Here is a 24,471-nt window from a genome sequence, read left to right on the forward strand (position 1 = left end):
CGGCCCGTTATTCGACCGCGCGCGCAGCGTCCCACAGCGGCTGCGCGCCGAGCGTCGCATGCCACGCGTCGAAGCGTGCGCGCCACGCCTCGAACGGTTCCTTCAGCGGACGACGCGGATCGCCGCTGAGCGAATAGGCCATCCCTTCGATCAGCCAGCGCGGTTTGGTCGCGACGGCCACGTTGCCGAGCACCTCGGCCTGGCGGTGGTGAATCAGTTCGTGCGCGACGAAGAAGGTCTGCCAGCCGCGCGGCGCGACGACCACGCCGAAATTCCCGAGCGTCAGCGCCGCCCGCTCGCCGAGGCCGAATTGGTCGGCGCACGCGCGGGTCGAGCAGAACACCACGCGCGGCGCCTGCCGGAACGCGCCGACCGCCGCCGCCGCACGCGCGGAGCCGTCGTCGTACAGGCGCTGCGCGACGTCGAGCTTCGCGGGATCGTCGGTGCAGATGTCCGCACGCGGGCAGGACACGCCGGGAAGCAGCGCGGGCGCGACGACGCGCAACGGCTTGACGAACGCATACGCGGCGATCGGCAGCGCGACGAGCAGGCCGGCGACAGCCAGCGCGACATGGGTACGTTTCATCGAATTCGGCCGGCGACGTGAGGGTTGGCGTGGCATGGGACGACGCACGCCGCCGCTACGCGAGCTGCTTGTGGAAGAAGGTCGTCGCGCACGGCGCGCCATCGGGCATCAACGCGTAGTTCGGCACGACGCCGACGCGCTGCCAGCCGGCCCGCTCGTAGAGCCGCTCGGCGTCGCCGCCCGTCACGGTATCGAGCACCAGCACGGTCTTGCCGGCCTCGCGCGCGGCCGCGTCGGCCGCGGCCATCAGGCGCGCGGCGACACCCTGCCGGCGCGCGTGCCGCGCGACCAGCATCTTCGCGATATCGGCTCGATGCGGCTGGTTCTCCGGCTGCGCGGTCACGACCTGCACGGTGCCGACGATCCGGCCCGCCGCGTCCTCCGCAATCAGCAGGATCCGCTCGCCGTTCGCGACGCCTTCGGCCACGCGCGTCCAGAACGCGACGGCGGTCGGCCGCGCGATCGGCAACATGAAGCTGACCGACGCGCCGCCTTCGACGCAATCGATCAGCACGTCGGCCAGCGCATCGACGCTGGCCATCGCATCGCGCGCCTCGACGCGACGCACGGTAACAGGTTCGGTCATTCGCACTCCGGTAGTCGGGCGGGCGCATGCGCTCGGCAATCGGCACGGCCCGGTTCGGCAAGCAAGCCGGCGACGCGCGACATTGCGCGACAGCGGCAGGCATTCGGCAACGCGCCGCTCGATCCGCGCGTTGCCGCCGCATCATGCTACGCGACGAAAATTCCCGCTGCACCGTCCCGCCGCACCGCCTATACTTAGCCCCATGGCTAACTTTCAACCCGGCATCAGCGACGTATTCCACGCCCTCGCCGATCCGACGCGCTGCGCGATCGTCGGCGCGCTCGGTCACGGCGAGCAGACCGTCTCCGCGCTGGCCGCGCCGTTCGACATGGCGCTGCCGTCGTTCATGAAGCATGTCGCGGTGCTCGAGCGCAGCGGCCTGGTCCGGACCCGCAAAACCGGCCGTTCGCGCACCTGCGAACTGGTCGGCAGCCGGCTGACCGAGGCCGAGCAGTGGCTCGCCGCGCAGCGTGCGCTGTGGGAAGCGCGCTCGGACCGTCTCGTCGAATTCGTCGAACGCCGCCATCAGGAGGAGCAAGCGCATGTCAGCAAGCCACGTCGAACCCGATGAAAGCCGCGACCTCGTGATCACGCGCACGCTGCGCGCGCCGCGCAGCGCGCTGTGGCGCGCATGGACCGATCCTGCACTGCTGAAGGAATGGTGGTGCCCGAAGCCGTGGACGACCGAAGTCCGCGCGTTCGAGCTGTGGCCGGGCGGCGCCTTTTACACCTTCATGCGCGGCCCCGACGGCGGCACGAGCGACAACCCCGGTTGCTTTCTCGAGATCGTGCCCGAATCGCGCATCGCATTCACGTCGATGCTGACCGGCGGCTGGCGGCCGCAGGTGCCGTGGCTCGGCTTCACCGCGATCGTCACGATGGCCGACGACGACGCGGGCTGCCGCTACGAGGCGCGCGTGATGCATCCCGACGCGGCGACGCGCGATCGCCACGAAGCGCTCGGTTTTTTCGAGGGCTGGAACATCTGCATCACGCAACTGGACGACTTCGCCGCCGCGCTGCGCTGAACGTCGGCACGCGCACGGCGCCGCCATTGCATGGCGCCGCGCGCGCGCCTACGATTCGACACAGGACCGCCGCGGACGCGGGCATGCAGCCCGCGCCGCCGCGCGCTCCGGAGGAGGCGGCCATGTTGCATGCGCACTCGACCCGAATCAGCCGGCACGTCAATGCCCCGCGCGAGCGCGTCTACCGCGCGCTGCTCGATCCGCACGCGGTCGAGCAATGGAAGGTGCCCGACGGCATGACCTGCCGCGTGCATGCGTACGACGCGCGCGAAGGCGGCGCGCTGCGGGTCTCGCTGACTTATGAAGCGCCTGCGGCAGGTGATCCTGCGGCAGGCGGTCCTGCGGCAGGCGGCCCTGCGGCGGGCGTCGGCAAGACCACCGCGCACACCGACACCTATCACGGCCGCTTCGTGACGCTCGTGCCGGACGAGCGGATCGTCGAAATCGATGTATTCGAAACCGACGATCCGATGCTGCGCGGCGCAATGACGATCACGATCACGCTGTCGGACGAGGACGGCGGTACACGCGTCGACGCCACGCACGACGGCGTGCCGCCCGGCGTGCCGGCCGCCGACAACGAGACCGGCTGGCGCATGGCGCTCGCGCGGCTCGCGGCGCTGGTGGAAAGCGGCGAGGGGCGGCTGCGGTCTTGACCGGGCCGGCGTGCCGTGCGGGTCGCAGGTGCAGCACGTCGTACGATGCCCGGCGCGCATGCCGCCCCACCGCCACCGCGTCCGGCGTGCCGCGCGACGCGAAGCGCCGGACCATGCGACACTGGCCGTCACCCGCGTGCGTCGACCGCCCCGTCACCCGGCCGGCGCCCCCTGATCCGGACATGCACGAGGAGACCCGCCCGATGAACGCTGCGCGCATCGCAACGTGGTATTTCGATTTCGTTTCGCCGTTCGCCTACCTGCAACAGGAACAGTTCGACCGGCTGCCGCCCGCTGCAACCTTCGAGCCGAAACCGATCGTGCTCGGCGCGCTGCTCGCGCACTGGGGGCAGAAGGCGCCCGCGGAGATCGCGGCGAAGCGCATCTTCACCTACCGCCACGCGCAATATCGCGCGGACAAGCTCGGCATCCCGTTCCGGATGCCGCCCGCCCATCCGTTCAACCCGATCCGGCCGCTGCGCCTCGCGATCGCGATGGGCGGCTCGCGCGACGCAATCCGGCAGATCTTCCGTTATATCTGGCGTGACGGTCACGATGTCGCGTCGCCGGAAGGCTTCGCCGCGCTGTGCGACGCGGTCGGCTTTCCGGAAGGCGTGAGCGCCGTCGACGCGCAGCCGGTGAAGGATGCGCTGCGTGCGAACACCGATCAGGCGATCGCGCACGGCGTGTTCGGCGTGCCGACCTTCGAACTCGACGGCGACCTGTTCTGGGGCGAAGACGCGACCGCGATGTTCGTCGACTGCGCCACGTCGCGCGCGTGGCTCGACTCGCAGGAGGTGCGCCGCATCAGCACGCTGCCCGAAGGCATCCGGCGCGGCTGACCGCACCGGCAACCGCGACCGCAGGCAACGCGGGCAAACCCGACCGGGCTTGCCCGCCTTTTCTTTTTATTTTCGACCGGTGCATTCGCGATCCCGCCCTGCACGACAAGTTCGCGCAGCACGCAAACGCATTCGCTCATCCGATGCAAGATCCGCATCGCGTCGTCGAATCGTCCGGTTCGGTCCGACATTTTTCACGCCGCGTGAAGCGTGCCGGCGCAAACGTCGGACGATTCGCACCCGCCTTGCGGCACGGCCTCGTCCAATCCGGCCCCATCTCGTCGCCGCCGTTTTATCAGGGGATTCCCGGTATTTTTTCGCATTTTCTTCGAAATAACGGGTGACATACTTGCCACCCATTGCGCTCCGCTGCGAGCGCGCTTCCCGATCCTGCCGGCCGCTCGTCATGCGCGGCGCGTCCGTCGGGGTCACAGAACATGAATAATTTCGACACCGCGATCCAGATCTTTCTCACGCACATTACGTTCGGTCCACTGATGAATCACGCGATTCGCGTGATCGCCGGCCTGTACACGTTCAAGGGCTTCGTGCTCGTCCCCGTGTTGTGCTGGCTGTGGTTCCAGCCCGGTCCGCACCGCGAACGGCAACGCGAGCTGGTCGTCGCGACGCTCGCAAGCGGCCTCGTCGCGCTCGCGATCGGCCGGCTGCTCGCCGAGGTGCTGCCGTTCCGCGTGCGGCCGATCTACAACCCCGAGCTGCACCTGCACTTCCCGTCCGCGGGCTTGCGCGCCGCCACGCTGCAGGCCTGGAGTTCGTTCCCGAGCGATCACGCGATGCTGTGGATGGCGATCGCGACGGGCATCTTCATCATCGCGCGCCGCGTCGGCGTGCTCGCACTGCTGTATGCGGTCGTGTTCATCTGCCTGCCGCGCGCGTATCTCGGCTTCCACTACCCGACCGACCTGCTCGCGGGCGCGGCCATCGGCGTCGCGATCACGTGGCTGCTGACGCGCGACGTGATCCGTTCGCGCTTCGCGCCGCAAGTACTGCAGACGATCCGGCGCTTCCCCGCGCCCGCCTATACGCTCGCGTTCCTGCTGTGCTTCGAGCTGATCACGCAGTTCGACGAACTGCTGACGCTCGCACAGTCGGCGACGCATGCGATGTGACGCGCGGGCTTTGCGATGCTGCCGCTGCTGTCGTTCCGCCGACCGGGCCTGCGCTGCCGGCCGCACGCGGCGGCCTCGCGCCGCGCGGCACCCGCGCGCGTCAGTCGCGATCCGGCGCGCCGAGCGGAAAGAACGAACGGAACGGCCGCGCCTCGTCGACGGCCCGCGCGAACGACGGCCGCGCAAGCAAACGCTTGCGATACGCAATCACGTTCGCGAACGACGGATCGATCCGGTGGGTCCAGTCCGCGTAGAACAGGAACGGCGCGGCGCCGCAGTCGGCGAGGCTGAAGCGGTCGCCGGCCGCCCATTCGCGATCGGCCATCTTCGCGTCGAGCCATGCGTACGATTTTTCCAGCATCGCGCGCGCGTCGGCAACGCCCCGCGCATCGCGCTCGGCCTGCGGACGCAGCGCGTCGAATACGACCTTCTGCTGCGGCGTCGCCACGTAGTTGTCGAAGAAACGATCCATCATCCGCACCTCGATCGCGTCGTTCGGATCCTCGGGCAGCAAGCGCACCGGCCCCGGATATTTGAGCCCGAGATACTCGACGATGATGGTCGCCTCGATGATCGTGCGGCCTGCGTCCACCAGCACCGGAAAACGCTTCATCGGCCACAGCGCGGCCAGCTCCTGCATCGGTTTCGGGTCGTCGTGCGGCAGCAGACGGTAATCGAACGGCGTACCGTTCTCGTACAGCGCGGTCAGCACCTTCTGGCAGTAGGACGAAAACGGATGGGCGTAAAGCGTCGGCATCATTGCGCGGCCTCTGTGGAGTTCGGGCGCCGTGTCGTGGCACCGCATGGTCGGATACCGTGACGACGAACGACGGCCGGCCGATTCGACATGCGTGCGGATCTTTCCGCATCATGCAGGCGCTACGACCTGCCGTCCATCGCGACCCGCCCTTCCGCGCGCCAGCGCAGCATCCCGCCACCGAGGTTCGCGACCGCGTCGAAACCGGCCTTGCGCAGCAGCACGGTCGCCTGCGCGGAACGCCCGCCTGCCCGGCATACGGTCACGATCGGCCGGTCGCGGGCGAGCTCGCCGGCGCGCGCGGCCAGTTCGCCGAGCGGAATCGACGTCGCGCCGGGCAGATGGCCGAGCGGGCCCTTGAACTCGTCGGGCTCGCGCACGTCGACGACCTGTACCGCCGGCAGATGATCCTCGAGCCACTGCGGATCGATTTCCCAAAAGCCGGCGAACGTATAGACGAGCGGCGCCCAGTCGGCCTCCGCGTGCGCGTCGGGTGCGCTCGCGGCGACCCCGCACCGCAGGTTCGCGGGCACCGCGACGTCGATCTGCCGCGGATGCGGGAGGCCGAGGTTGTGCATGTAGCCCGCGAAATCGTCTTCGCTGAGATCGCCGCCGAGGCGCGGATTGAAGCGCCGCTCCTCGCCGACGCTCGTCGCCGTCAGCCCGCGATAGTCGTGTGCGGGATACAGCAGGCACGCGGCCGGCAGCGTGAACAGCCGGCCGTGCACCGCGCGATATAACGCGCGCGGATCGCCCTGCTGGAAATCGGTGCGCCCCGTGCCGCGGATCAGCAGGCAGTCGCCGGTGAAGGCCATCGATTCGTCGTCGAGCACGAGGCTGATGCAGCCGTTCGTATGGCCGGGCGTCGCGCGCACGGTCAGGTAGCGCGCGCCGAATGCGCAGCGGTCGCCGTCGCGCAGATAGCGATCCGCGCCCTGCGCGCCGCTCGCGGCCGAGATCGCGATCGCGCTGCCGGTGCGCTGCTTCAGCAGCCACGCGCCTGTCACGTGATCGGCGTGCACGTGCGTGTCGACGGTCGCGACGAGCCGCAAGCCCAGTTCGTCGAGCAGCGCCGAGTCGCGACGCACCTGTTCGAAGACCGGGTCGATCAGCAGCGCCTCGCGCGATGCGTGGTCGGCGAGCAGGTACGTGTAGGTAGACGATTGCGGGTCGAAGAGTTGCCGGAAGATCATCGTGAAGTCGCTCCGTCGCCGGTTCGTGTCGACTTATAGCGTAGGCCAAAATGCACGCTGCCGACGCGCGGTGTACGGTGGATTCCGGTGCGGCGGGACGATTCGCCGCGACCGGCCGACCGTGCGCGCTGCCTTACACTACGGCCTGTTCACGTCTTGCGTTCACAGGAATTCCGTCGCCATGTCGATGACGATCGATCCAAAGCAGGCCGCCGCGCTGCTGGCCGTCGCCGACACCGGCAGCTTCGAGCAGGCGGCCGTGCGGCTGCACGTGACCGCATCCGCGGTCACGCAGCGCGTGCGCGCGCTGGAGGCGAGCCTCGGCACACCGCTCGTGCTGCGCACGCGGCCGTGTCGGCCGACGGTGGCCGGGCAGCGCGTGCTGCAGCATCTGCGCCGCGTCGCGCTGCTGCAGGCCGACCTGCAAAGCATGCTCGCAACCGAGCGCGAATCGCCGATCTCCGTCACGATCGCGCTCAACTCCGACAGCCTCGGCACCTGGTTCCTGCCCGCGCTGACCTCGGTGCTGGCGGGCGAGCGCATCCTGTTCGAGTTGATCGTCGAGGATCAGGACCACACGTTCGCGCTGCTCGAGAGCGGGATGGCGATCGGCTGCGTGACGACCGAGCCGAAGCCGATGCGCGGCTGCGTCGCGACGCCGCTCGGCACGACGCGCTACCGGCTGCTCGCGGCCGCCGCGTTCGCGGTGCGCTGGTTTCCGCGCGGGCTGAACCGCGCGAGCGCGCGGCGCGCGCCGGTGGTCGCGTATTCGCGGCGCGACACGCTGCAGTCGTCGTTCCTGGAAGAAAAATTCGGGCTGCCGGACGGCGCGTATCCGTGCCACTACGTGCCGGGCACACATGCGCACTTCGCGGCGGTGCGGCACGGACTCGGCTACGCGATGGTGCCGGAGCCGCTGATCGGCGGCGCGCCGCTCGACGCGCAGGGGCTCGTCGATCTCGCTCCCGCGCACCCGACCGACGTCGCGCTGTACTGGCACGCGTGGACCGTGCAGTCGCCGACGATGGCGTCTCTGTCCACGCGCGTCGTCGAGGCCGCGCGCCGGCTGCTCGAGCCGCTGCCGAAATGAATCGAGCGGATGATCGGTGCCGCGACGCGGCGGCAGCGCCATCCCGCGTGCCGCGCGGACAGCGGTTGCCGCCGCCCGGCACGCGAGGACTTCAGCCGCGCCGCTGCGCGAAATACGCGCCGACCGCCTCGACGAATGTGTCGATGTCCGCGCGCGACACGTCGCAGTGCGTGACGAAGCGCGACGCGTAGAGCATCTGCGTGAGCATCCCGCGTGCCTTGAGCCACGCTTCGAGCGGCGCGCAATCGGCTTCGGGGAATTGCGCGAACACCATGTTCGTCGCCTGCGACAGCACTTTCACGGGCTCGATGCGCGCAAGGCCCGTCGCGAGATGCGCGGCGTTCGCATGGTCGTCGGCGAGCCGCTCGACGTTGTGGTCGAGCGCATACAGGCACGCCGCCGCGAGAATGCCCGACTGGCGCATCCCGCCGCCGAGCACCTTGCGCCAGCGCTGCGCGCGCTCGATCAGCGGGCGGCTGCCGACCAGCACCGAACCGACCGGCGCGCCGAGCCCCTTCGAGAAGCAGATCGACACGGTGTCGAACGGCGCGCACAGCTCGGCGATCGAGCGGCCCGACGCGACCGCCGCGTTGCACACGCGCGCGCCGTCGAGATGCGCGGCCAGCCCGCGGCTGCGCGCGAACGCGACGGCTTCGTGCACATAGCCTTCCGGCAGCACCTGGCCGCCGATCGTGTTCTCGAGCGCGAGCAGACGCGTGCGCGCGAAATGGTTGTCGATCGGCTTGATCGCGGCGGCGATCTTCGCGATCGGCAGCGTGCCGTCCGGCGCGTTCTCGATCGGTTGCGGCTGGATGCTGCCGAGCACGGCCGCGCCGCCGCCTTCGTACTTGTAGGTGTGGGCAAGCTGGCCGACGATGTATTCGTCGCCGCGCTCGCAGTGCGCCATCAGCGCGGCCAGATTGCTCTGCGTGCCGCTCGGGAAGAACAGGCCGGCTTCCTTGCCCGCGCGCTCGGCCGTGGCGGCCTGCAGGCGCAGCACGGTCGGGTCGTCGCCCCATACGTCGTCGCCGACTTCGGCGGCTGTCATCGCGGCCAGCATCGCCTGGCTCGGACGCGTCACGGTATCGCTGCGTAAATCGATCATTGCTTTGCCCTGAGTGAACGCAGGCCGGAACCGAGGCGCCCGGCCCTGCCGAAACGAGACTCAGAGTGTACGCAATTCGCCGTATGCCTGCCGACGGCGCGGGGCGCGCGCGGCGTGCCCGTACACCGCGTCGCTTCGCGCCGTGCCGCCTGCCGTCAGTAGCGCGGCGGCGGCGGTTGAACGCCGGCCGGCGGCATCGGCGGCGGCGTACGCGGCGCGCCGCCGTATCCGTCGCCGCCATACCCGCCACCGCCGCCGCTCATCCCGCCCGGCACCGGCACACGATTGCCGGACGCATACATGCATTGCAGATAGCCGTAGTCGTAGCGGCGCTGCATGTCGTACGCCGAGCCCTGCGCCGCGCCGGCGCCGACCACGCTGCCCGCGAGCAGGCCCGCTCCCGCACCGACGGCCGCACCGGTGCCGCCGTTGATCGCGGCGCCCGCCGCCGCGCCCAGCGCGGTGCCGACAGCCGCGCTGCCGACCGCGCTCGCGGTCGACGCCTGCCCGGCACTCACGCCGCCGGACTGCTGGAACGCAAACTGGCGGCAGTTCGCGTCGTCTGCGCGGAACTGGTCGAACGACTTGCCGGTGCCCGGCAGCGCCATCACGCTCGGCCCGGTCGGCATGTACACGCACGCGCCGAGCAGCGCGGCCAGCGCCAGCGCGGCCGGCAGGCGCAGATGTCGAATCGCTGGTTTCATCGTCGCGCCTCCGTCATTGCGGTCGCGCCGGCACCGATCGCCAGCCCGACTTGCATTCCTTCACATACGGGTAGTAATGCCGCGACGCGTCGCAGTAGTACCAGACGTTCGCGTCGCCGCTGTCCTGCGGCTGCCCCTTCTCGACGTATTCGGGCGGCGGGCCCGGATCGACGGGCACCGCGACGACGGGCGGCGGGTAGTAGTACGGCGCAGGAACCACGGGGTAGTAGTACGGGTAGCCGGGGCCGACATAGACCCCGACCCGGGCGGCATGCGCGATGCCGCCCGTCGCGATCGCCACCGTCGCGACCGCGCCCAGCGCGAGCTTCAATCCATTCACGTCACGTTCTCCGGCAGGCCGGTTCGTCGATTCGAACCCGGCATATCGAACGCTACGCCGCGCGCGATCCGGCATCCATTACGGGCACCCGCGCCAATGTTGCATGCCGTTACCGTTGTGACAGACCCCATCGGCGGCGGCCCGCTGGCGCGGCCGCGCATATTACGCGCTAACAGGCCGAAACCGGCCGCTCGCGCACGGCGCCGCGCGCGCGGTTCGCCGCGCCCGATAGCGTTCGATGACGCGACGCGCCATATTGACGCACGTGCGGCAGACCGCCACGCCGGGCGGCCGCACGCCGCGAACACCGTTCTTGATACGAATCAACGATTTACCCCGGAATCGTGCGCGACGGGCTGGACATCTGCGACGAGTTGGCACATTTCGCGGCGCAACATCGCGTCCCATACTCCAGCCAACCCCGCCGCCCGCCGGCCGGGGTCCGCCGGCATCCGCCGGCGGGCATCGACAGCTTCGGTCAACTGGTATGGACACCGCTTTCTCGGCCCTCGATCTGGCCCGCCTGCAATTCGCGTTCACCGTCTCCTTTCACATCGTCTTCCCGGCCATGAGCATCGGCCTCGCGAGCTTCATCGCGGTGCTCGAATACCGCTGGCTCAAGACCGGCAAGCCGTACTACAAGACGCTGTGCCTGTTCTGGTCGAAGATCTTCGCCGTCGCGTTCGGGATGGGCGTCGTCTCCGGCGTCGTGATGAGCTATCAGTTCGGCACCAACTGGTCGGGCTTCTCCAGCTTCGCCGGCTCGGTCACGGGCCCGCTGCTGATGTACGAAGTGATGACCGCGTTCTTCCTCGAAGCAGGCTTCCTCGGGATCATGCTGTTCGGCTGGAACCGCGTGAGCCCGCGCGCGCACTTCGGCGCGACGCTGATGGTCGCGATCGGCACGCTGATCTCGACCTTCTGGATCCTCGCATCGAACAGCTGGATGCAGACCCCGCAGGGCTTCGAGATCGTCGACGGCCGCGTCGTGCCGACCGACTGGTTCGCGATCGTCTTCAACCCGTCGTTCCCGTACCGCCTGCTGCACATGGCGATCGCCGCGTTCATCGTCGCCGCGCTGGTCGTGGCCGCGACCGGCGCATACCACCTGCTGAAGGGCCGCCGCGACAAGAGCGTGAAGAAGATGTTCTCGATGGCGCTGTGGCTGCTGCTGGTGCTCGCGCCGGTGCAGGCGGTGATCGGCGACCAGCACGGCCTGAACACGCTGAAGTACCAGCCCGCGAAGATCGCCGCGATCGAGGGGCTGTGGGAAACCGAAAAGGGCGGCACCGCGCTGAACCTGTTCGGCATTCCCGACATGAAGGCCGAGACCACGCACTATGCGCTGAAGGTCCCGCATCTCGGCAGCCTGATCCTCACGCACAGCTGGGACGGCGAGATCCGCGGGCTGAAGGAATTCCCGCCGGAAGACCGGCCGAACTCGACGCTCGTGTTCTGGAGCTTCCGGATCATGGTCGGCCTCGGCTTCGCGATGATCGGCCTCGCCGTGCTCGCGTGGTTCCTGCGCCGCCGCGGCCGCCTGTATGAATCGAAGCTGCTGCAGCGCTTCGCGCTGGCGATGGGCCCGGCCGGCTTCGTGTCGCTGCTCGCCGGCTGGGTGACGACCGAAGCGGGCCGCCAGCCGTGGGTCGTCTATGGCGTGATGCGCACCGCGCACGCGGTGTCGCCGCTGTCGGTGCAGCAGGTCAGCGTGTCGATGATGACGTTCGTGATCGTGTACTTCCTCGTGTTCGGCACCGGCGTGTACTACATGCTGAAGCTGATGAAGGCCGGCCCCGCGCTGCCCGATGCGAAGCACGACGACACGCCCGACACGCGCCGCGACCATACCGCGCGCCGCCCGATGTCGGCCGTCGACGAACCGCTCGAGACCGTCTGAGCCGCCCACCCCATCCGCACACGAGAAAACCTATGGACGTCACCGTAATCTGGGCCGCGATCATCGCATTGGGGCTCTTCATGTACGTCGTGCTCGACGGCTTCGACCTCGGCATCGGCATCGTCTTCCCGTTCTTCCCGGACGAGAACGAACGCGACCTGATGATGAACACCGTCGCGCCCGTGTGGGACGGCAACGAGACCTGGCTCGTGCTCGGCGGCGCGGGCCTGTTCGCGGTGTTCCCGGTCGTCTACTCGACCGTGCTGTCCGCGCTGTACCTGCCGCTGATCTTCATGCTGGTCTGCCTGATCTTCCGCGGCGTATCGTTCGAGATCCGCGCGAAGGCGCGGCGCACCAAGCATCTGTGGGATCTCGCGTTCATCGGCGGCTCGGCCGGCGCGACGTTCTTCCAGGGGATCGCGCTCGGCGCGTTCCTGCAGGGCATCGACGTGAAGAACGGCGTGTTCGCGGGCGACGCGTTCGACTGGCTCACGCCGTTCAGCCTGCTGACCGGCCTCGGCCTGATCGCGACCTATGCGCTGCTCGGCTGCTGCTGGCTGGTCGCGAAGACCGAAGGCGACCTGCAGCGCCGGCTGCATCGCGTGGTGTGGCCGCTGACGGTCGTGCTGCTCGGCTTCATCGCGATCGTCAGCCTGTGGACGCCGCTGCAGGATCCGGCCATTGCGCAGCGCTGGTTCGATACGGGGCTGTTCTGGCGTCTGCTGCCGGTGCCGTTCCTCGTGGCCGGATGCGCGGTGTGGATGCGGCGCGCGGTGCGCGACCGGCACGACATGACGCCGTTCGTGCTCGCGCTGGCGCTGGTGCTGCTCGGCTACGTCGGCCTGCTCGTGTCGCTGTTCCCGTACGCGATTCCGCAGACGCTGACGATCTGGGAAGCCGCCGCACCGCATTCGAGCCAGACCTTCACGCTGGTCGGCGCAGCGGTTATCCTCCCGATCATCATCGCCTACACGACGATGGGTTATTGGGTATTCCGAGGCAAGGTGCGCCATGAAGACCAGCATTACTACCACCACTGAACGGCAACCCGATACGCGCCGGCCGCGCATGCGCGGCTGGATGTGGTTCGTCGTGCTGTGGGCAGGCGGCGTAATCGGCGCCGTCACGCTCGGCTACGCGTTCAAGATCTTCATGAACCTGACGCTGTTTGCCGTGAAATGATTGCGGTGAAGTAAGCTGGGCGCCCGGCGCGAAGTCCGGGCGCAGGATGCCGGTCACGCCCGGCTGCGGCGCATCATCCGCGCCCGCGCAGGGCCGCTTCGATCTTGCGGTCGGTCTTGTACTGGCTCAGTGCATACACCGACCAGATCGCGGCCGGCAGCCAGCCGATGATCGTGAGTTGCAGGATCAGGCAGATGATCCCGGCGATCGGGCGGCCGATCGTGAAGAACTGGAACCACGGCAGCAGCAGGGCAAGCAGAAGGCGCATGAACCGACCTCTCGGTATGTCGTTGAACGGGTGACGCGTCGCGAATATGCCGGCGCATGCGGCGGATTTCAAGCCGCATGCATCGGCCGCATCCGGGGCCGCCCGCATCGCCCGCGTCATGCCGCGGGCGCCTTCCCGTCAGGCGCGGCGATCCGCGCCCGACGCCTCCCTGGATACCCGCCTCAACGGTCGATACCGAGCCCCGGCAGCACGCGCGTGTTCTCGGCCACGACCGCATGCAGCAGTCGCGGGTCCGCACCGAGCAGCCCGAGAATCGTCGGCGCGACCTGCTTCGTGCCGACCAGGTCGGTCACGGTGCGCGCGCGATGCAGGCCCGGATACGACACGAGCAGGCCGAGATGGCTGTCGTCGGGCGCGTTGCCGCCGTGCTCCTCGTCCTTCTTCGTGCTCGACATATAGATCACGCCCGGATTCGGCTGCACGACGATGTCCGGCGTGCGGCCGTTGGCCGGATCGCCGAAGCGGTCGGCCAGCGCCGCGCCGTACAGGATGTAGGCCTGCGAACCGTCCGCGCAGATCCCCGGCGCATTGCAGCCCAGGTTCGCTTTCAGCGTCTGCACGACGGCCGTGCGCTGGTTGCGGTCGCGCAGCCAGATCAGGCCGACGTCGTCGGTCTGCACGAAGCCCGTGCCGACCAGGCCCGAACCGTCGTTCAGGTTGCCCGTCGTCGTGTTGTTCTGGCCGAAGTTGCCGTTCGGGTCGAGATAATTGTTCGCTTCGAGCAGCTTGGTCAGCGTATCGCCGTTCTTCACGAGCTTGGTGTGATCGGTCGGCGACTGGCCGTGCTTCGACGTGACGATCACGGCCGTCGACGAATACAGGTTGGCCTGCTTCAGCGCCGCGACGATATGACCGATCGAGTTGTCGACATACGTGATCGCGTTCGCGACCTGCCCGTTCGGCGTGAAGTTCGCGTCGAGATAGCCGCCGCCCGTCGCGACCGGCGCCTTCTGCGCGACGCTGAGCGTCTGGAAGTCGGCGCCGAACAGCGTCGGCACCGGCGCGCTCTTCGTCCCCGTCGAGTCGCGGCCGCCGATCTGGTTGATCAGCGCCTGCACGTGCAGGTTGTCGAAGCGCGCGGTATGCGAGTAGATGTCGGTGTAGTTCGTGCCCGTCGCCGGATCGATCGAGTTGATCTCGGTGCGCGCGAGATCGTCGACGCCGGTGCCCGACGGCCCGTTCAGCCAGTCGTAGCCCCACGCGTGCTTGTCGGCCCACGCGGTATGCGCGTTCGGGATGCCCGCCTTCACAGCCTCGAACACCGTGTTGGTTTTCACGTAGTTGTGCGGATAAACCGGCACGCACTGGCCGTTGACCTTCGCGTGCGGAATCGCCTGCGGGTTGAATGCGCCGCCGCCGTCGAGGTGGACGAGCGCGCCGCCGTTCTCGGCGTCGATGCCGGTGGTCTCGTCGAACACGACGTTCCAGCCCTGCTTGCCCGAGCAGGTCGTGTCGCTCGGCGCGTACAGGTTGCGGTCGTACGACACGTCGTAGAACAGGCCGGCCGTCTTCGGCGAGCCGCCCGTCACGAGCGCCGCGAGGCCCGGGAACGAGTCCGACAGGCCCGGCGTATACGCGTTCGTGTACGTCACGCCGCTTTGCGCGAGCACCGCGAGATTCGGACACGTGTTCGCGCCGATGCAGCGCGCGAGATCCTGCTCGTGCAGGCCGTCGATGCTGATCAGCAGCACGTGCTTGACGACGCGCCGGCCGTGCGCGGCATCGCTGCCCTGACTGTTGCCGTCCTGCTGCGCGTATGCGCCCATGCTCGCGAGCGCCAGCGCGCCCGCCGCCATCACTGCCGTTTTCCGCTGCTTAACGAAGAAAGACATCATCACCCCACCTCATCGATTGACGTTGAACTGCGTGACCTGCCAACAGCGCGCAAAATATCGCCGCGCCGTGCGGCGGTCGGATGAAGCGGGGCTTTCTGTTTTCTGTCAAACGTAACCAATCGCAAACGACACGCAATCGTCGCAATCGGCGCGGCGCGAATTTTTTTCCGGTTGGCGCGCGACTATTGGCGTGTGATAAAGGGTTTTCCCTGACCCGGAGCACGAGTATGTCGACCCTGGAAGCCCTCCGGTTCGTGCTGGACGATGCACGCACCCCCGAAATCATTCGCCATCATGTCGTCGACGCGCTGCAGTACGCATTGCGCAATTACGGACAGGTCTTTACGGCGAAGGAAGTCGAATGGCTCGCGCAGTGGGACGACGCACGCCTGCCGCTGGCCGCGAGAAAGGAACTGGACAAGCGCGAGCCGGCGATCGCCGCGCGCTGAAGACGCGCGCCGCAGCGCCCCGGTCGAGCGGGCGCCGCGGCGGCAAAGCGCTTACTGCAGGCCGAAATCGACGCGCGTGGTCGCGCCCTTGTCCTCGATGCCCTTCGCATCGAGTTTCGGCGCGACGACGAACACGCGGCTCGCATCGATCTTGCCTTCGAGGTACTGACGCACCGCCTGCGCACGCTGCTGCGCGAGCGCGCGCAACGCGTTGTCGTCGGCCGGCGCGTGCTCGGCCAGCGCCTTCTTCATGTCCGCGTCGGGCAGCGTCTTCTGCAGGCCGATCAGGTTGCGCGGCTTCTTGAAGTCGGCGGCCTTGTATGCACGCGTCAGGTACTTGCCGTACTCGGCCGGCTCGACCTTCACCGACATCGGATCGATGCTCTCGCCCTGGCCGACCACGTCCTTCAGCTTCTGCTGGCGAACCAGGCGTTCGACGTACGCATCGCGCAGCCCCGGCGTGTCCTTGGCCGGGTCGACGCGGCCGATCAGGTCGAGACGGATCGATGGCTTCTCGGTCAGCATCTTCACGATGGTGTCGAGCTTCTTCTGCTGCGCGTCGTCGAGTTCGGACGAACCCGGCGCGAACTCGACATAGCCGAGATCCTCGCCGCCGCCGCCGAACGCGTTCGCGAGCAGCGTGAACGGCGACGTGACGGCCTTCGCGATCAGGTTCAGCACCGCATGCCAGATCAGCCCGCCGATGCTGAACTCCGGATTCGACAGCGAACCCGACACCGGCAGGTTCACGTCGATCTCGCCGCGCGTGTTCTTCAGCAGCGAGATCGCGAGCTTCACCGGCAGCTTCGTCGCCGTGTCGTTCTCGACGTGGTCGCCGAACGTCAGCTGGTCGATGAAGATGTGGTTGTTCGCCTTCAGCTGGTCGTTCGCGAGCTCGTAGTGCAGATCGACGTTGAGCTTGCCCTTCGTGATCGGATAGCCCGCGTACTTCGCCGAGTACGGCGTCAGGTTGGTCAGTTCGATGTCGTGCGCGGTCGCCGTGAGGTCCAGCGCCGGCTTGTCGATCAGCGGGTTCACCGAGCCCTTGATCGAGATCGGCCCGTTGCCCGCGAGGTTCGCAGCGACGTCGACCGGCGCGGAGGTCGTCGAATCGGTGCCGAACGCGCCGACCGTGCCCTTGATCGCGACCAGGTTCGCCGTGTAGTTCGGCTTGATGAAGTTGTCGGTGTAGGTCACGCGGCCGTTCTGCAGCACCAGCTGGCCGAAATGCATCCGCACCGGGTTCTGCGGCGGCGGCGCGGCCTTCACGACCACCGTCGCCGACGCGGCGGCCGGCGCCGACGCCTGCTGCACGGCCGCGGCCGATGCCGCCTGCGCGGCGGCCGGCGGCGTGACGCCCGGCGACAGCGGCACCGGCTCGCCCTTGCTCGCATCGCGCGTGAGCGACTGCGCGGGGCCCGACTCCTTCGCGACGACGTCCTTCAGGTTCAGCCGCCCCTGCGCGTCGAGCAGCACGCGGCCGTAGAAGTCGGAGAACGTCACGCGCGACGCGTCGACATCGGTACCCTTCTCGTCGTAATTCGCCTTCAGGTTCGACAGCGCAAGCGAGCGCCAGCCCGCGAACGGATCGGAGGTCGCCTTGTCGAGCATCCGCACGTCGACGAGCGCGACGTCGCCGCGATACGTCGCGCGCATCGCGTTCTTCACCTGCGCGAACTGCAGGTTGCCCTGCGCGTTGAGCAGCGCGCTCGCGATCGTCGCGTTCAGCGCACTGCCGAAATACGGCTCGAACGCGGCCGCGTCGAGGCGGTTGCCGTTGATCTTCAGGCCGAGCTTCAGCGGCTGCGCGGTCACGTCGCCCGACACGTTCAGCGAACCCTTGCGGTTCAGCGTCGCCTTCAGTTGCACCGGCAGCGGCTTCGTCATGTCGTCGCTGAGCTTCTGCACCGACAGTTCGAGCGGCTTGACCGCCAGTTTCACCGGACGCGGCGTCGACAGGTCCGTGAAGTTCGCGGACGAATCCTTCACGTTCAGCGCATCGATTCGGTAATGCCACGACGGCGCGGCGGCCTCGGCCTTGCGCGCGACCGTGCGCTTCGGCACCGACGCCTGCGCGGGGCCTGCGAGCGCCGCGAGGTCGATCCTGCCGTCCTTCAGCCGCTTCACGTCGAGCGCCAGTCCGCTGGCGTCGACGCTCGCGATCTCCGCGGTGCGCGCGGCGACGTCGACCTTCGCGATCTTCGCGCTCGCATCGGGCAGCACGATCGCGGGCGACTTCGCGTCCGGCGCCGCGATCTTCACCGACTTCAGGCTCACGACGCTGTCGGCAACCTGCGCGTCGAGCGGCGTCTTGCCCCAGTCGGCCTTCGCGTTGAGCGTCGCGCCGAGCGCGCCGTCGAGCACGCGCGCGCGCGTCGCCTCGCCGAGATACGGCTGCAGCGGCGGCAGCGCGAGCGCGTCGACCGTCAGCTTGGTGTCGACCTGCTTCGCCGCCAGGCTGAATGCGCCTTCGGCCTTCAGGTCGCCGCCGCGCGACAGCGACGTCGACAGCGTGTACTTCGCGGGCGTCTTGCCTTGCAGCGAGAAGCCGTCGAGCGTCGCGGCGAGCTTCGTCAGCGACAGCGCGGTCGGCGTGGCCGGCACGCGGTCGTCGACGTTGACCGTGCCGCCGTCGATCGCGAAATGGCGGATCGTCAGGTCGAGCGGCGGCGTCTTCGCGTTCGCTTCGGCCGGCTTCGCGCCGCTCGCGGCGGAGGCGGCAGCAGCGCCCGTGGCACCCGAGGCGGCCGCGGCCGGCTTCGGCGCGGCGGACGGCTGCCCGGCGAGTTTTTCGACGTTCAGCACGCCCTGCTTGTCGCGCGACAGGTCGACCACCGGCTGGTCGATGCGGATCTCGTCGAAATGCAGCACGTTGCGCAGCGGCTCGAGGCTGGCCGCCGCGACGTGCACGCCGCGCGCGGCGAACAGCGGCTCGGACGCGAGGCCCGTCACCTTCGCGTCGGCCAGGTCGACGGTGCCCGACACGCGCAGCGCCGGCGTTTCGCCGTTCATCGCGAAACTGAGCGCGAGGTCGCTGCTCAGCAGGCCGCTCGTGACGGCGACCGGCAGTTTGGTCGGCGCGTACGAGATCAGCTTCGGCACGTCGAGCTTGTCGAACTTCAGCGCGATCTCCGATTCGCGCGACTGCGCAAACGGCTTGGTCTTGCCGTCGATCGCGATCGGGCTGCCGTCGAACCGCATGCGCAGCGTCGGCTGGACGAAGATGTCGGTCTTCGACGGCAGCGTCGCGATGTACGGAATGCCGAGCGTCCACTCGTCGACGACGTGCTTTTCGTTCAGCAGACGGTCGTCGAAATCGATCCGGCCGTTGTTGATCTGGATGTTCGACACGGAGAACAGCGTCGGCTTGCTGTCGGGTTTCGACGGGGTCGAGAATTTCTCGATCAGGTCGGTGAAGTTGAAGCGCTGCGCGTCGTAGCGGACGATGTGAAAGCGCGGCGAGTCGAGGCGCAGCTCGTTGACGATCGGCGCGCCGCGAAACAGCGACGCCCACGACGGCCGCACGACGAGCTTCGCGATGTCGATGAAATCGCCCTGCCCGCCGTGCTCGCCGAGGTGAATGCTGTCGGCTTCGAGATTCAGCGTGTACGGGTTCAGCGCGATGCGCCGGATCGTCGCGGGCCGGTCGAGCTGCTTGCTCAGCTGCTGTTCGGCGATATGGCGGATCAGCGGCGGCGCCGCGAAGAATCCGAGCAGTCCGAATAGAACCAGGAAGATCAGCACGCCGATGCCGATGCGCCGGGTGCGACGCGCGCGTGCGATGCCGCCGAGGGCATGGAGGGTCGAGGGTAGGGTTTCTTTGTCTGCGCTTGCCATGCTGGATTGCCTCGGGAATGGACGCCGGGCCGCACCGGAAAACCGGCTCGCCCGCGCGCGCTATCCCGAAAGTATAGGCTCAGGAGGTGACGGAACGGAGTTCGGGCGCCGCCGCCGCGCCCGCCGGTCGGACCGCGGCGGCGGCCGTCCGTTCATTTCCGGACGACGACGGGCGGCATCCACGAGCCGTCGCTCGCCTGCGGCTTCGGCGCATACAGGCGCAACGCGAGCGCGAAATCGGTGCGCGGCGCCGGCAGCCAGTTCGCGCCGCCGGGCGACGCGGACACGACGATGTCGATCGAGCCGTCGTGATTGCGGCGCAGCCGGTCGCGATCGCCGAGCGAGCGGCGTGCGGACCCGACGTCGGGCAGCGCGCCGTTCGTCGTGTACGGCGTCAGCGTCCAGAACGCGCGCACCGGCGGCAGCGCCCGCGGCGCGAAATGCAGCACGTAGCGGTTCGCGCCGTTCAGCGGATGGCCGTCGCTGTCGACGCGGACGATCGCCAGCGTCTCGTCGTCGCGCGTCGCGGTGCCGAACTGCGTGTAGGCCGCATACGCGCGCAGCGCGTAGTCCTGGCCGTACTTGCCGGCCGTGTCGCCGATCCAGTTCCAGCCGTTCGCGTTCAGCAGGTTCGGCGGCGGCGTCGCGAGCCGCGCGCGCGCCTCCGCGACGCCGGCCGTCGCGGCCGCGAGGCGGTCGCCCGTCCACAGCACCGGGTAGCCGGCCGATACGCCGATGTCGTCGAGCAATTGCTTCGCGTGCGGGTCGTCGTCGGGCGCCGGGTTGTCCTGCAAGGCCTGCGCGAAACGCGTGAAGAACGCCTTCGGATCGAGCGCAGCCACCTGCTCGGCCGGCGTGCCGCCGCTCACCGCCTCGGACGGCGCGCTGCCCGCGTGGACCGCGACCGACGCGCCGCGTGCGGCGCCCGTGTAGACCGACAGCGGCACCACGCGGATCGCGCGCTGCAGTTTCTTCACGTGGGTCAGGTCGCGGCCGCCGCTCGTCTGCAGCCTCACCTCGAGCCAGGCATTGCGCGACGGCACGTCGACGCGCACCGCGCCCTTCGGCAGCGCGCCCTGCCAGCCCTTCGCGGTGAAGGCAATCGTTTGCGATCGTGCACCGCCGCGCGCGCCGTGCGCGGCCACGCTCGACGACGACCACAGCACGTTCGTCCACATGTCGAGCGCGCGGGCGTCCCAGTAGCGGCCGCGGGTGTCGGGCAGCGTGACGATCACGGGTTCGTCCGCCACGTCGAGCCAGCCGGTCGAATCGAGCGTATCGACGCCCGGCAGCGGCGGATTGACCGCGCCGACCGGCGGCAGCGCCTGCGCGTGGCGCAGCGTGTTGAGCGGCGCCTGGCCCGGCTGCGCGCCGTCGCCGCCCGTTGCGACGTCCTTCGCGACGTCCATCAGCACGAGCGGATACGCGTACACATAGGAGTCGGCGACTTCCGTGCGCATCCAGCCGGTTTTCTGCTGGATCGCGTCCGGCTGCGACGCGCATCCCGCCAGCAGCGCCGCCATGGCCAACGGCGCGCACGCGCGCCGCAGAGAAATTGACTCTCGTAGGTTTTCAATCATCGATTACTGGCCGAATATCATTCTTTTCAGTCAACGCCGGGTTCGTCAGCGAACGGCGCATGCCAGACAGCGCAGCAAGCCCCGGATGGCCGCTTCGCGGCGCAGGACGCTGATGTCAGGCCGGTATCATAGCGCCTAAGGGCATCCCCCAATATGCCGAATAACGAACTGGGCGGTAGCGGCGACGGGTGGCGCGTGCGGATGCGTTCGGCCGGGCGGCCAGAAATTGGGGGAAGATCGATGCCCGCGTCCGGAACGTGCTGGATGGCGCTTTTGAAGATCCCTACGCGTGGACGAATGTTGCGCGCGACATCGCCGGAAATGTCGGGAACGTGCCGAACCGGTCTGCGGCAAGACCTACTGCGTCACGTTCGCGGTTCGCCTCCTGCTACAGGCCCACGGCGCTTGCTCGGGACGCGCCTGCGGCACATCGTCGCCGTGCTTGACCTTACCATCATGGGAATGTTGATACTGACACCCATCGCGTCACGAATTGCGCCTGGGGGACATCCGACATGACTGAACCACTTGCTTCCGCCGCCCTGCACACGATCGAGCTGAGCGTCGACGGCATGCATTGCGGCGGCTGCACGGGCCGCGTGCAGCGCGCGCTGGCCGCCGTGCCGGGCGTCGTCGACGCGGCGGTCGATCTCGACCGGCACTCGGCCACCGTGACCGCCCAGGAGACGGTCGAACCGGCGCAGCTGGTCGAAGCGGTCGGCGCGACCGGTTATCGTGCGGCGGTGCGTGAAGCGGGGATCGGAACGGCTGCGGTTGCGGCGACGCATGCGCGCCGCGCCGCTGCGCCGGCAGCATCGGGCGCCGCCGACCGAACGCTTGCAGCCGAGACGACGATCGAACTCGACATCGACGGGATGACTTGCGCGTCCTGCGTGTCGCGCGTCGAAAAGGCGCTCGCGAAGGTGCCCGGCGTCACGCATGCGTCGGTCAATCTCGCGACCGAACGCGCCACCGTCGAGGCGATGGCCGACGTCACCGCTACGCGGCTGGTCGAAGCCGTGAAGCAGGCCGGCTATGGCGCAACGCCGGTCGAGCCGGATACTGGCGGCGCGGCATCCACCGCCGCTTCAACCGCTTCCACCGATATCGAACTCGACATCGGCGGCATGACCTGCGCGTCCTGCGCCGGTCGCGTCGAGAAAGCGCTGGCCGCCGTGCCGGGCGTCGCGCGCGCGTCGGTGAATCTCGCGACCGAGCGCGCGTCGGTGCACGGCGCAGGCCCGCTCGCCGCCGACGCGCTGATCGCGGCCGTCACGACCGCCGGCTATCGCGCCTCGCTGACAGCCGCGCCCGCATCCGCCGCATCCGCCGACGCGCAAACCGCCCGCCCCGCGCCCGACACCGACGCCCGCAAGCGCCGCGAAGCGATCCGCGAGCGCAACCTCGTGATCGGGGCCGCCGTGCTGAGCGCGCCGCTCGTCGCGCCGATGCTGGCCGCGCCGTTCGGCGTCGACGCGATGCTGCCCGGCTGGCTGCAGTTCGTGCTCGCGTCGATCGTCCAGTTCGGCTTCGGTGCGCGCTTCTACCGCGCCGCGTGGCATGCGGTGAAGGCCCGCGCGGGCAACATGGATCTGCTCGTCGCGCTCGGCACGTCGGCGGCATTCGGGCTGAGCCTGTGGATGCTGCTGCGCGATCCCGCGCATCCCGGCCATCTGTACTTCGAGGCGTCGGCCGTCATCGTCACGCTGGTGCGCTTCGGCAAGTGGCTCGAAGCGCGTGCGAAGCGGCAGACGACCGAAGCGATCCGCGCGCTGAACGCGCTGCGCCCCGACCGCGCGCGCGTCGTCGAACACGGCGTCGAGCGCGACGTGCCGCTCGCGCAGGTGCGCGTCGGCACGGCCGTCAGCATCCGGCCGGGCGAACGCGTGCCCGTCGACGGCCGGATCGTATCGGGCCGCTCGCATATCGACGAATCGCTGATCACCGGAGAAAGCCTGCCCGTTCCGAAAGACGCCGGCGACATCGTCACGGCCGGCTCGATCAACGGCGAAGGCGCGCTCGTCGTCGAAACCGCCGCGATCGGCGCGGAAACGACGCTCGCGCGCATCATCCGTCTCGTCGAATCCGCACAAGCGGAGAAAGCGCCGATCCAGCGTCTGGTCGATCGCGTCAGCGCGGTGTTCGTGCCGACGATCCTCGGCATCGCGCTGCTGACGCTGATCGGCTGGCTGCTTGCCGGCGCCGGCGCGGAAACCGCGATCCTCAACGCGGTTGCGGTGCTGGTCATCGCGTGCCCGTGCGCGCTCGGCCTCGCGACGCCCGCCGCGATCATGGCCGGCACCGGTGTCGCGGCCCGGCACGGCGTGCTGATCAAGGACGCGCAGGCGCTCGAACTCGCGCAGCGCACGACCGTGATCGCGTTCGACAAGACCGGCACGCTGACCGAGGGCAAGCCGTCGGTGACGGCCTTCGACGCGGTCGGCATGCCGCGCGGCGAAGCGCTCGCGCTCGCGGCGGCGGTGCAGCGGCACAGCGACCATCCGCTCGCCCGCGCGGTGATCGCCGCGCATGACGCGGCGGCTGCGGCTGACGGCGGTGCGGCATCCGCGCCGGTCGCGACCGACGCGCGCGCGGTGGCCGGGCGCGGCGTCGAAGCGCGCGTCGACGGGCAGTTGCTCGCACTCGGCAGCACGCGCTGGCGCGACGAACTCGGCATCGTCGTGCCGCCCGCGCTCGACGCACATGCCGCCGAACTCGAAAGCGCGGGCAACACGATCTCGTGGCTGATGCGCGCCGACGCGCCGCGTGCGGCGGTCGCGCTGATCGCGTTCGGCGACACCGTGAAACCCGGCGCGCGCGACGCGATCGCGGCGCTCGCCGCACGCGGCGTCGCGAGCGTGCTGGTCACGGGCGACAACCGCGGCAGCGCGGCAGCCGTCGCGGCGTCGCTCGGGATCGACGAGGTCCATGCGCAGGTATTGCCCGACGACAAGGCGCGCGTGGTCGCCGATCTGAAGCGCACGCACGGCGGAATCGTCGCGATGGCCGGCGACGGGATCAACGACGCGCCCGCGCTCGCCGCAGCCGACGTCGGCATCGCGATGGCAACCGGCAGCGACGTCGCGATGCATACGGCCGGCATTACGCTGATGCGCGGCGATCCGGCGCTCGTCGCCGACGCAATCGACATTTCGAAGCGCACCTACCGGAAGATCCAGCAGAACCTGTTCTGGGCGTTCGTCTACAACCTGATCGGCGTGCCGCTCGCGGCGCTCGGCTGGCTGAGCCCCGTGATCGCAGGCGCCGCGATGGCGTTTTCCAGCGTCAGTGTGGTGACGAATGCGCTGCTGCTGCGGCGATGGAAGGGACGCGCGCGCTGAGTGCGCGAGCGACGACCGCGGGCGGTCGATTTCATCGAAAA

At 69.0% G+C, this 24,471-nt stretch carries 22 protein-coding genes; 11 read left to right on the top strand and 11 right to left on the bottom strand.

Annotated elements, in window-relative coordinates; all coding sequences use genetic code 11:
• Positions 1-7 precede the first annotated feature (7 nt).
• Both BST28156_RS15525 and BST28156_RS15530 read right to left on the bottom strand, forming a co-directional pair.
• Positions 8-586, bottom strand: coding sequence for a hypothetical protein (locus tag BST28156_RS15525; protein WP_174902642.1), 579 nt, complete (start codon positions 584-586; stop codon positions 8-10).
• Between the two features lie 55 nt (positions 587-641).
• Complete coding sequence (locus BST28156_RS15530; RefSeq protein WP_174902643.1) at positions 642-1,172, bottom strand: GNAT family N-acetyltransferase; 531 nt, start codon at positions 1,170-1,172, stop codon at positions 642-644.
• A gap of 202 nt (positions 1,173-1,374) precedes the next feature.
• Between BST28156_RS15530 and BST28156_RS15535 the strand changes: the two genes are divergently transcribed.
• From BST28156_RS15535 to BST28156_RS15555, 5 genes are all read left to right on the top strand, one after another.
• Positions 1,375-1,743, top strand: a complete 369-nt coding sequence (locus BST28156_RS15535; RefSeq protein ID WP_174902644.1) for an ArsR/SmtB family transcription factor — start codon at positions 1,375-1,377, stop codon at positions 1,741-1,743.
• Complete coding sequence (locus BST28156_RS15540) at positions 1,715-2,200, top strand: SRPBCC family protein (protein WP_060240592.1); 486 nt, start codon at positions 1,715-1,717, stop codon at positions 2,198-2,200. The genes BST28156_RS15535 and BST28156_RS15540 overlap by 29 nt, the downstream gene beginning before the upstream one ends.
• A gap of 122 nt (positions 2,201-2,322) precedes the next feature.
• Positions 2,323-2,856 (top strand): SRPBCC family protein, encoded by a 534-nt coding sequence (locus BST28156_RS15545; RefSeq protein ID WP_174902645.1) that lies wholly within the window; start codon positions 2,323-2,325, stop codon positions 2,854-2,856.
• 203 nt (positions 2,857-3,059) lie between these two features.
• Complete coding sequence (locus BST28156_RS15550) at positions 3,060-3,698, top strand: 2-hydroxychromene-2-carboxylate isomerase (RefSeq protein WP_174902646.1); 639 nt, start codon at positions 3,060-3,062, stop codon at positions 3,696-3,698.
• Between the two features lie 437 nt (positions 3,699-4,135).
• Positions 4,136-4,828: a phosphatase PAP2 family protein gene (locus tag BST28156_RS15555; RefSeq protein ID WP_174902647.1), complete on the top strand. Its 693-nt coding sequence runs from the start codon at positions 4,136-4,138 to the stop codon at positions 4,826-4,828.
• Between the two features lie 100 nt (positions 4,829-4,928).
• Here the strand turns inward: BST28156_RS15555 and BST28156_RS15560 are convergent, their stop codons facing one another.
• On the bottom strand, positions 4,929-5,588 hold the full coding sequence (locus BST28156_RS15560) for a glutathione S-transferase family protein (protein WP_060240589.1): 660 nt from the start codon (positions 5,586-5,588) through the stop codon (positions 4,929-4,931).
• 119 nt (positions 5,589-5,707) lie between these two features.
• Positions 5,708-6,778 (bottom strand): rhodanese-like domain-containing protein, encoded by a 1,071-nt coding sequence (locus BST28156_RS15565; protein ID WP_060240588.1) that lies wholly within the window; start codon positions 6,776-6,778, stop codon positions 5,708-5,710.
• Positions 6,779-6,965: 187 nt separating this feature from the next.
• Between BST28156_RS15565 and BST28156_RS15570 the strand changes: the two genes are divergently transcribed.
• Positions 6,966-7,868 (top strand): HTH-type transcriptional regulator ArgP, encoded by a 903-nt coding sequence (locus tag BST28156_RS15570; RefSeq protein ID WP_437341292.1) that lies wholly within the window; start codon positions 6,966-6,968, stop codon positions 7,866-7,868.
• 91 nt (positions 7,869-7,959) lie between these two features.
• On the opposite strand, the gene ltaE is transcribed toward BST28156_RS15570, so the two are convergent.
• The 3 genes from ltaE to BST28156_RS15585 all read right to left on the bottom strand — a co-directional run bounded on the left by ltaE (position 7,960) and on the right by BST28156_RS15585 (position 10,017).
• On the bottom strand, positions 7,960-8,973 hold the full coding sequence (ltaE, locus tag BST28156_RS15575; RefSeq protein WP_174902649.1) for a low-specificity L-threonine aldolase: 1,014 nt from the start codon (positions 8,971-8,973) through the stop codon (positions 7,960-7,962).
• Positions 8,974-9,128: 155 nt separating this feature from the next.
• On the bottom strand, positions 9,129-9,677 hold the full coding sequence (locus BST28156_RS15580; protein ID WP_174902650.1) for a YMGG-like glycine zipper-containing protein: 549 nt from the start codon (positions 9,675-9,677) through the stop codon (positions 9,129-9,131).
• Between the two features lie 13 nt (positions 9,678-9,690).
• Positions 9,691-10,017 carry a hypothetical protein gene (locus BST28156_RS15585; RefSeq protein ID WP_060240584.1) on the bottom strand — a complete coding sequence of 109 codons (327 nt, stop codon included), beginning with the start codon at positions 10,015-10,017 and terminating at the stop codon, positions 9,691-9,693.
• 487 nt (positions 10,018-10,504) lie between these two features.
• Between BST28156_RS15585 and BST28156_RS15590 the strand changes: the two genes are divergently transcribed.
• The 3 genes from BST28156_RS15590 to BST28156_RS15600 are packed head-to-tail and all read left to right on the top strand — an operon-like array spanning position 10,505 to position 13,099.
• Positions 10,505-11,917: a cytochrome ubiquinol oxidase subunit I gene (locus BST28156_RS15590; RefSeq protein WP_174902651.1), complete on the top strand. Its 1,413-nt coding sequence runs from the start codon at positions 10,505-10,507 to the stop codon at positions 11,915-11,917.
• A gap of 32 nt (positions 11,918-11,949) precedes the next feature.
• On the top strand, positions 11,950-12,957 hold the full coding sequence (gene cydB / locus BST28156_RS15595; RefSeq protein ID WP_174902652.1) for a cytochrome d ubiquinol oxidase subunit II: 1,008 nt from the start codon (positions 11,950-11,952) through the stop codon (positions 12,955-12,957).
• Complete coding sequence (locus tag BST28156_RS15600) at positions 12,929-13,099, top strand: hypothetical protein (RefSeq protein ID WP_174902653.1); 171 nt, start codon at positions 12,929-12,931, stop codon at positions 13,097-13,099. Before cydB ends, BST28156_RS15600 begins: the two co-directional genes overlap by 29 nt.
• 73 nt (positions 13,100-13,172) lie before the next feature.
• Here the strand turns inward: BST28156_RS15600 and BST28156_RS15605 are convergent, their stop codons facing one another.
• Positions 13,173-13,367, bottom strand: a complete 195-nt coding sequence (locus BST28156_RS15605; RefSeq protein WP_040130871.1) for a YqaE/Pmp3 family membrane protein — start codon at positions 13,365-13,367, stop codon at positions 13,173-13,175.
• Positions 13,368-13,549: 182 nt separating this feature from the next.
• Positions 13,550-15,223 carry an alkaline phosphatase family protein gene (locus BST28156_RS15610; protein WP_174902654.1) on the bottom strand — a complete coding sequence of 558 codons (1,674 nt, stop codon included), beginning with the start codon at positions 15,221-15,223 and terminating at the stop codon, positions 13,550-13,552.
• Positions 15,224-15,450: 227 nt separating this feature from the next.
• On the opposite strand from BST28156_RS15610, the gene BST28156_RS15615 reads away from it, so the two are divergent.
• Complete coding sequence (locus BST28156_RS15615) at positions 15,451-15,672, top strand: hypothetical protein (RefSeq protein ID WP_040130869.1); 222 nt, start codon at positions 15,451-15,453, stop codon at positions 15,670-15,672.
• A 51-nt stretch (positions 15,673-15,723) separates the two neighbouring features.
• Here the strand turns inward: BST28156_RS15615 and BST28156_RS15620 are convergent, their stop codons facing one another.
• Together BST28156_RS15620 and BST28156_RS15625 are read right to left on the bottom strand one after the other, a co-directional pair.
• Positions 15,724-19,509 carry a DUF748 domain-containing protein gene (locus tag BST28156_RS15620; RefSeq protein WP_174902655.1) on the bottom strand — a complete coding sequence of 1,262 codons (3,786 nt, stop codon included), beginning with the start codon at positions 19,507-19,509 and terminating at the stop codon, positions 15,724-15,726.
• A gap of 152 nt (positions 19,510-19,661) precedes the next feature.
• The gene (locus BST28156_RS15625) at positions 19,662-21,089 is read right to left on the bottom strand and encodes a DUF1254 domain-containing protein (protein WP_174902656.1); all 1,428 of its coding nucleotides are present in this window, start codon (positions 21,087-21,089) and stop codon (positions 19,662-19,664) included.
• A 515-nt stretch (positions 21,090-21,604) separates the two neighbouring features.
• On the opposite strand from BST28156_RS15625, the gene BST28156_RS15630 reads away from it, so the two are divergent.
• Complete coding sequence (locus tag BST28156_RS15630; RefSeq protein WP_174902657.1) at positions 21,605-24,430, top strand: heavy metal translocating P-type ATPase; 2,826 nt, start codon at positions 21,605-21,607, stop codon at positions 24,428-24,430.
• The last annotated feature ends 41 nt before the right edge of the window (positions 24,431-24,471 follow it).

The organism is Burkholderia pseudomultivorans (assembly GCF_902499075.1).
GTDB classification, from domain to species: Bacteria; Pseudomonadota; Gammaproteobacteria; order Burkholderiales; family Burkholderiaceae; genus Burkholderia; species Burkholderia pseudomultivorans.

Coding starts and splice junctions, on each gene's coding strand:
- ltaE (WP_174902649.1), bottom strand. CDS start 8,973: ATGATCGATTTACGCAGCGATACCGTGACGCGTCCGAGCCAGGCGATG.
- BST28156_RS15605 (WP_040130871.1), bottom strand. CDS start 13,367: ATGCGCCTTCTGCTTGCCCTGCTGCTGCCGTGGTTCCAGTTCTTCACG.
- BST28156_RS15565 (WP_060240588.1), bottom strand. CDS start 6,778: ATGATCTTCCGGCAACTCTTCGACCCGCAATCGTCTACCTACACGTAC.
- BST28156_RS15625 (WP_174902656.1), bottom strand. CDS start 21,089: ATGATTGAAAACCTACGAGAGTCAATTTCTCTGCGGCGCGCGTGCGCG.
- BST28156_RS15610 (WP_174902654.1), bottom strand. CDS start 15,223: ATGATGTCTTTCTTCGTTAAGCAGCGGAAAACGGCAGTGATGGCGGCG.
- BST28156_RS15530 (WP_174902643.1), bottom strand. CDS start 1,172: ATGACCGAACCTGTTACCGTGCGTCGCGTCGAGGCGCGCGATGCGATG.
- cydB (WP_174902652.1), top strand. CDS start 11,950: ATGGACGTCACCGTAATCTGGGCCGCGATCATCGCATTGGGGCTCTTC.
- BST28156_RS15600 (WP_174902653.1), top strand. CDS start 12,929: ATGAAGACCAGCATTACTACCACCACTGAACGGCAACCCGATACGCGC.
- BST28156_RS15620 (WP_174902655.1), bottom strand. CDS start 19,509: ATGGCAAGCGCAGACAAAGAAACCCTACCCTCGACCCTCCATGCCCTC.
- BST28156_RS15555 (WP_174902647.1), top strand. CDS start 4,136: ATGAATAATTTCGACACCGCGATCCAGATCTTTCTCACGCACATTACG.
- BST28156_RS15535 (WP_174902644.1), top strand. CDS start 1,375: ATGGCTAACTTTCAACCCGGCATCAGCGACGTATTCCACGCCCTCGCC.
- BST28156_RS15550 (WP_174902646.1), top strand. CDS start 3,060: ATGAACGCTGCGCGCATCGCAACGTGGTATTTCGATTTCGTTTCGCCG.
- BST28156_RS15525 (WP_174902642.1), bottom strand. CDS start 586: ATGAAACGTACCCATGTCGCGCTGGCTGTCGCCGGCCTGCTCGTCGCG.
- BST28156_RS15580 (WP_174902650.1), bottom strand. CDS start 9,677: ATGAAACCAGCGATTCGACATCTGCGCCTGCCGGCCGCGCTGGCGCTG.
- BST28156_RS15615 (WP_040130869.1), top strand. CDS start 15,451: ATGTCGACCCTGGAAGCCCTCCGGTTCGTGCTGGACGATGCACGCACC.
- BST28156_RS15570 (WP_437341292.1), top strand. CDS start 6,966: ATGACGATCGATCCAAAGCAGGCCGCCGCGCTGCTGGCCGTCGCCGAC.
- BST28156_RS15545 (WP_174902645.1), top strand. CDS start 2,323: ATGTTGCATGCGCACTCGACCCGAATCAGCCGGCACGTCAATGCCCCG.
- BST28156_RS15540 (WP_060240592.1), top strand. CDS start 1,715: ATGTCAGCAAGCCACGTCGAACCCGATGAAAGCCGCGACCTCGTGATC.
- BST28156_RS15630 (WP_174902657.1), top strand. CDS start 21,605: ATGACTGAACCACTTGCTTCCGCCGCCCTGCACACGATCGAGCTGAGC.
- BST28156_RS15560 (WP_060240589.1), bottom strand. CDS start 5,588: ATGATGCCGACGCTTTACGCCCATCCGTTTTCGTCCTACTGCCAGAAG.
- BST28156_RS15590 (WP_174902651.1), top strand. CDS start 10,505: ATGGACACCGCTTTCTCGGCCCTCGATCTGGCCCGCCTGCAATTCGCG.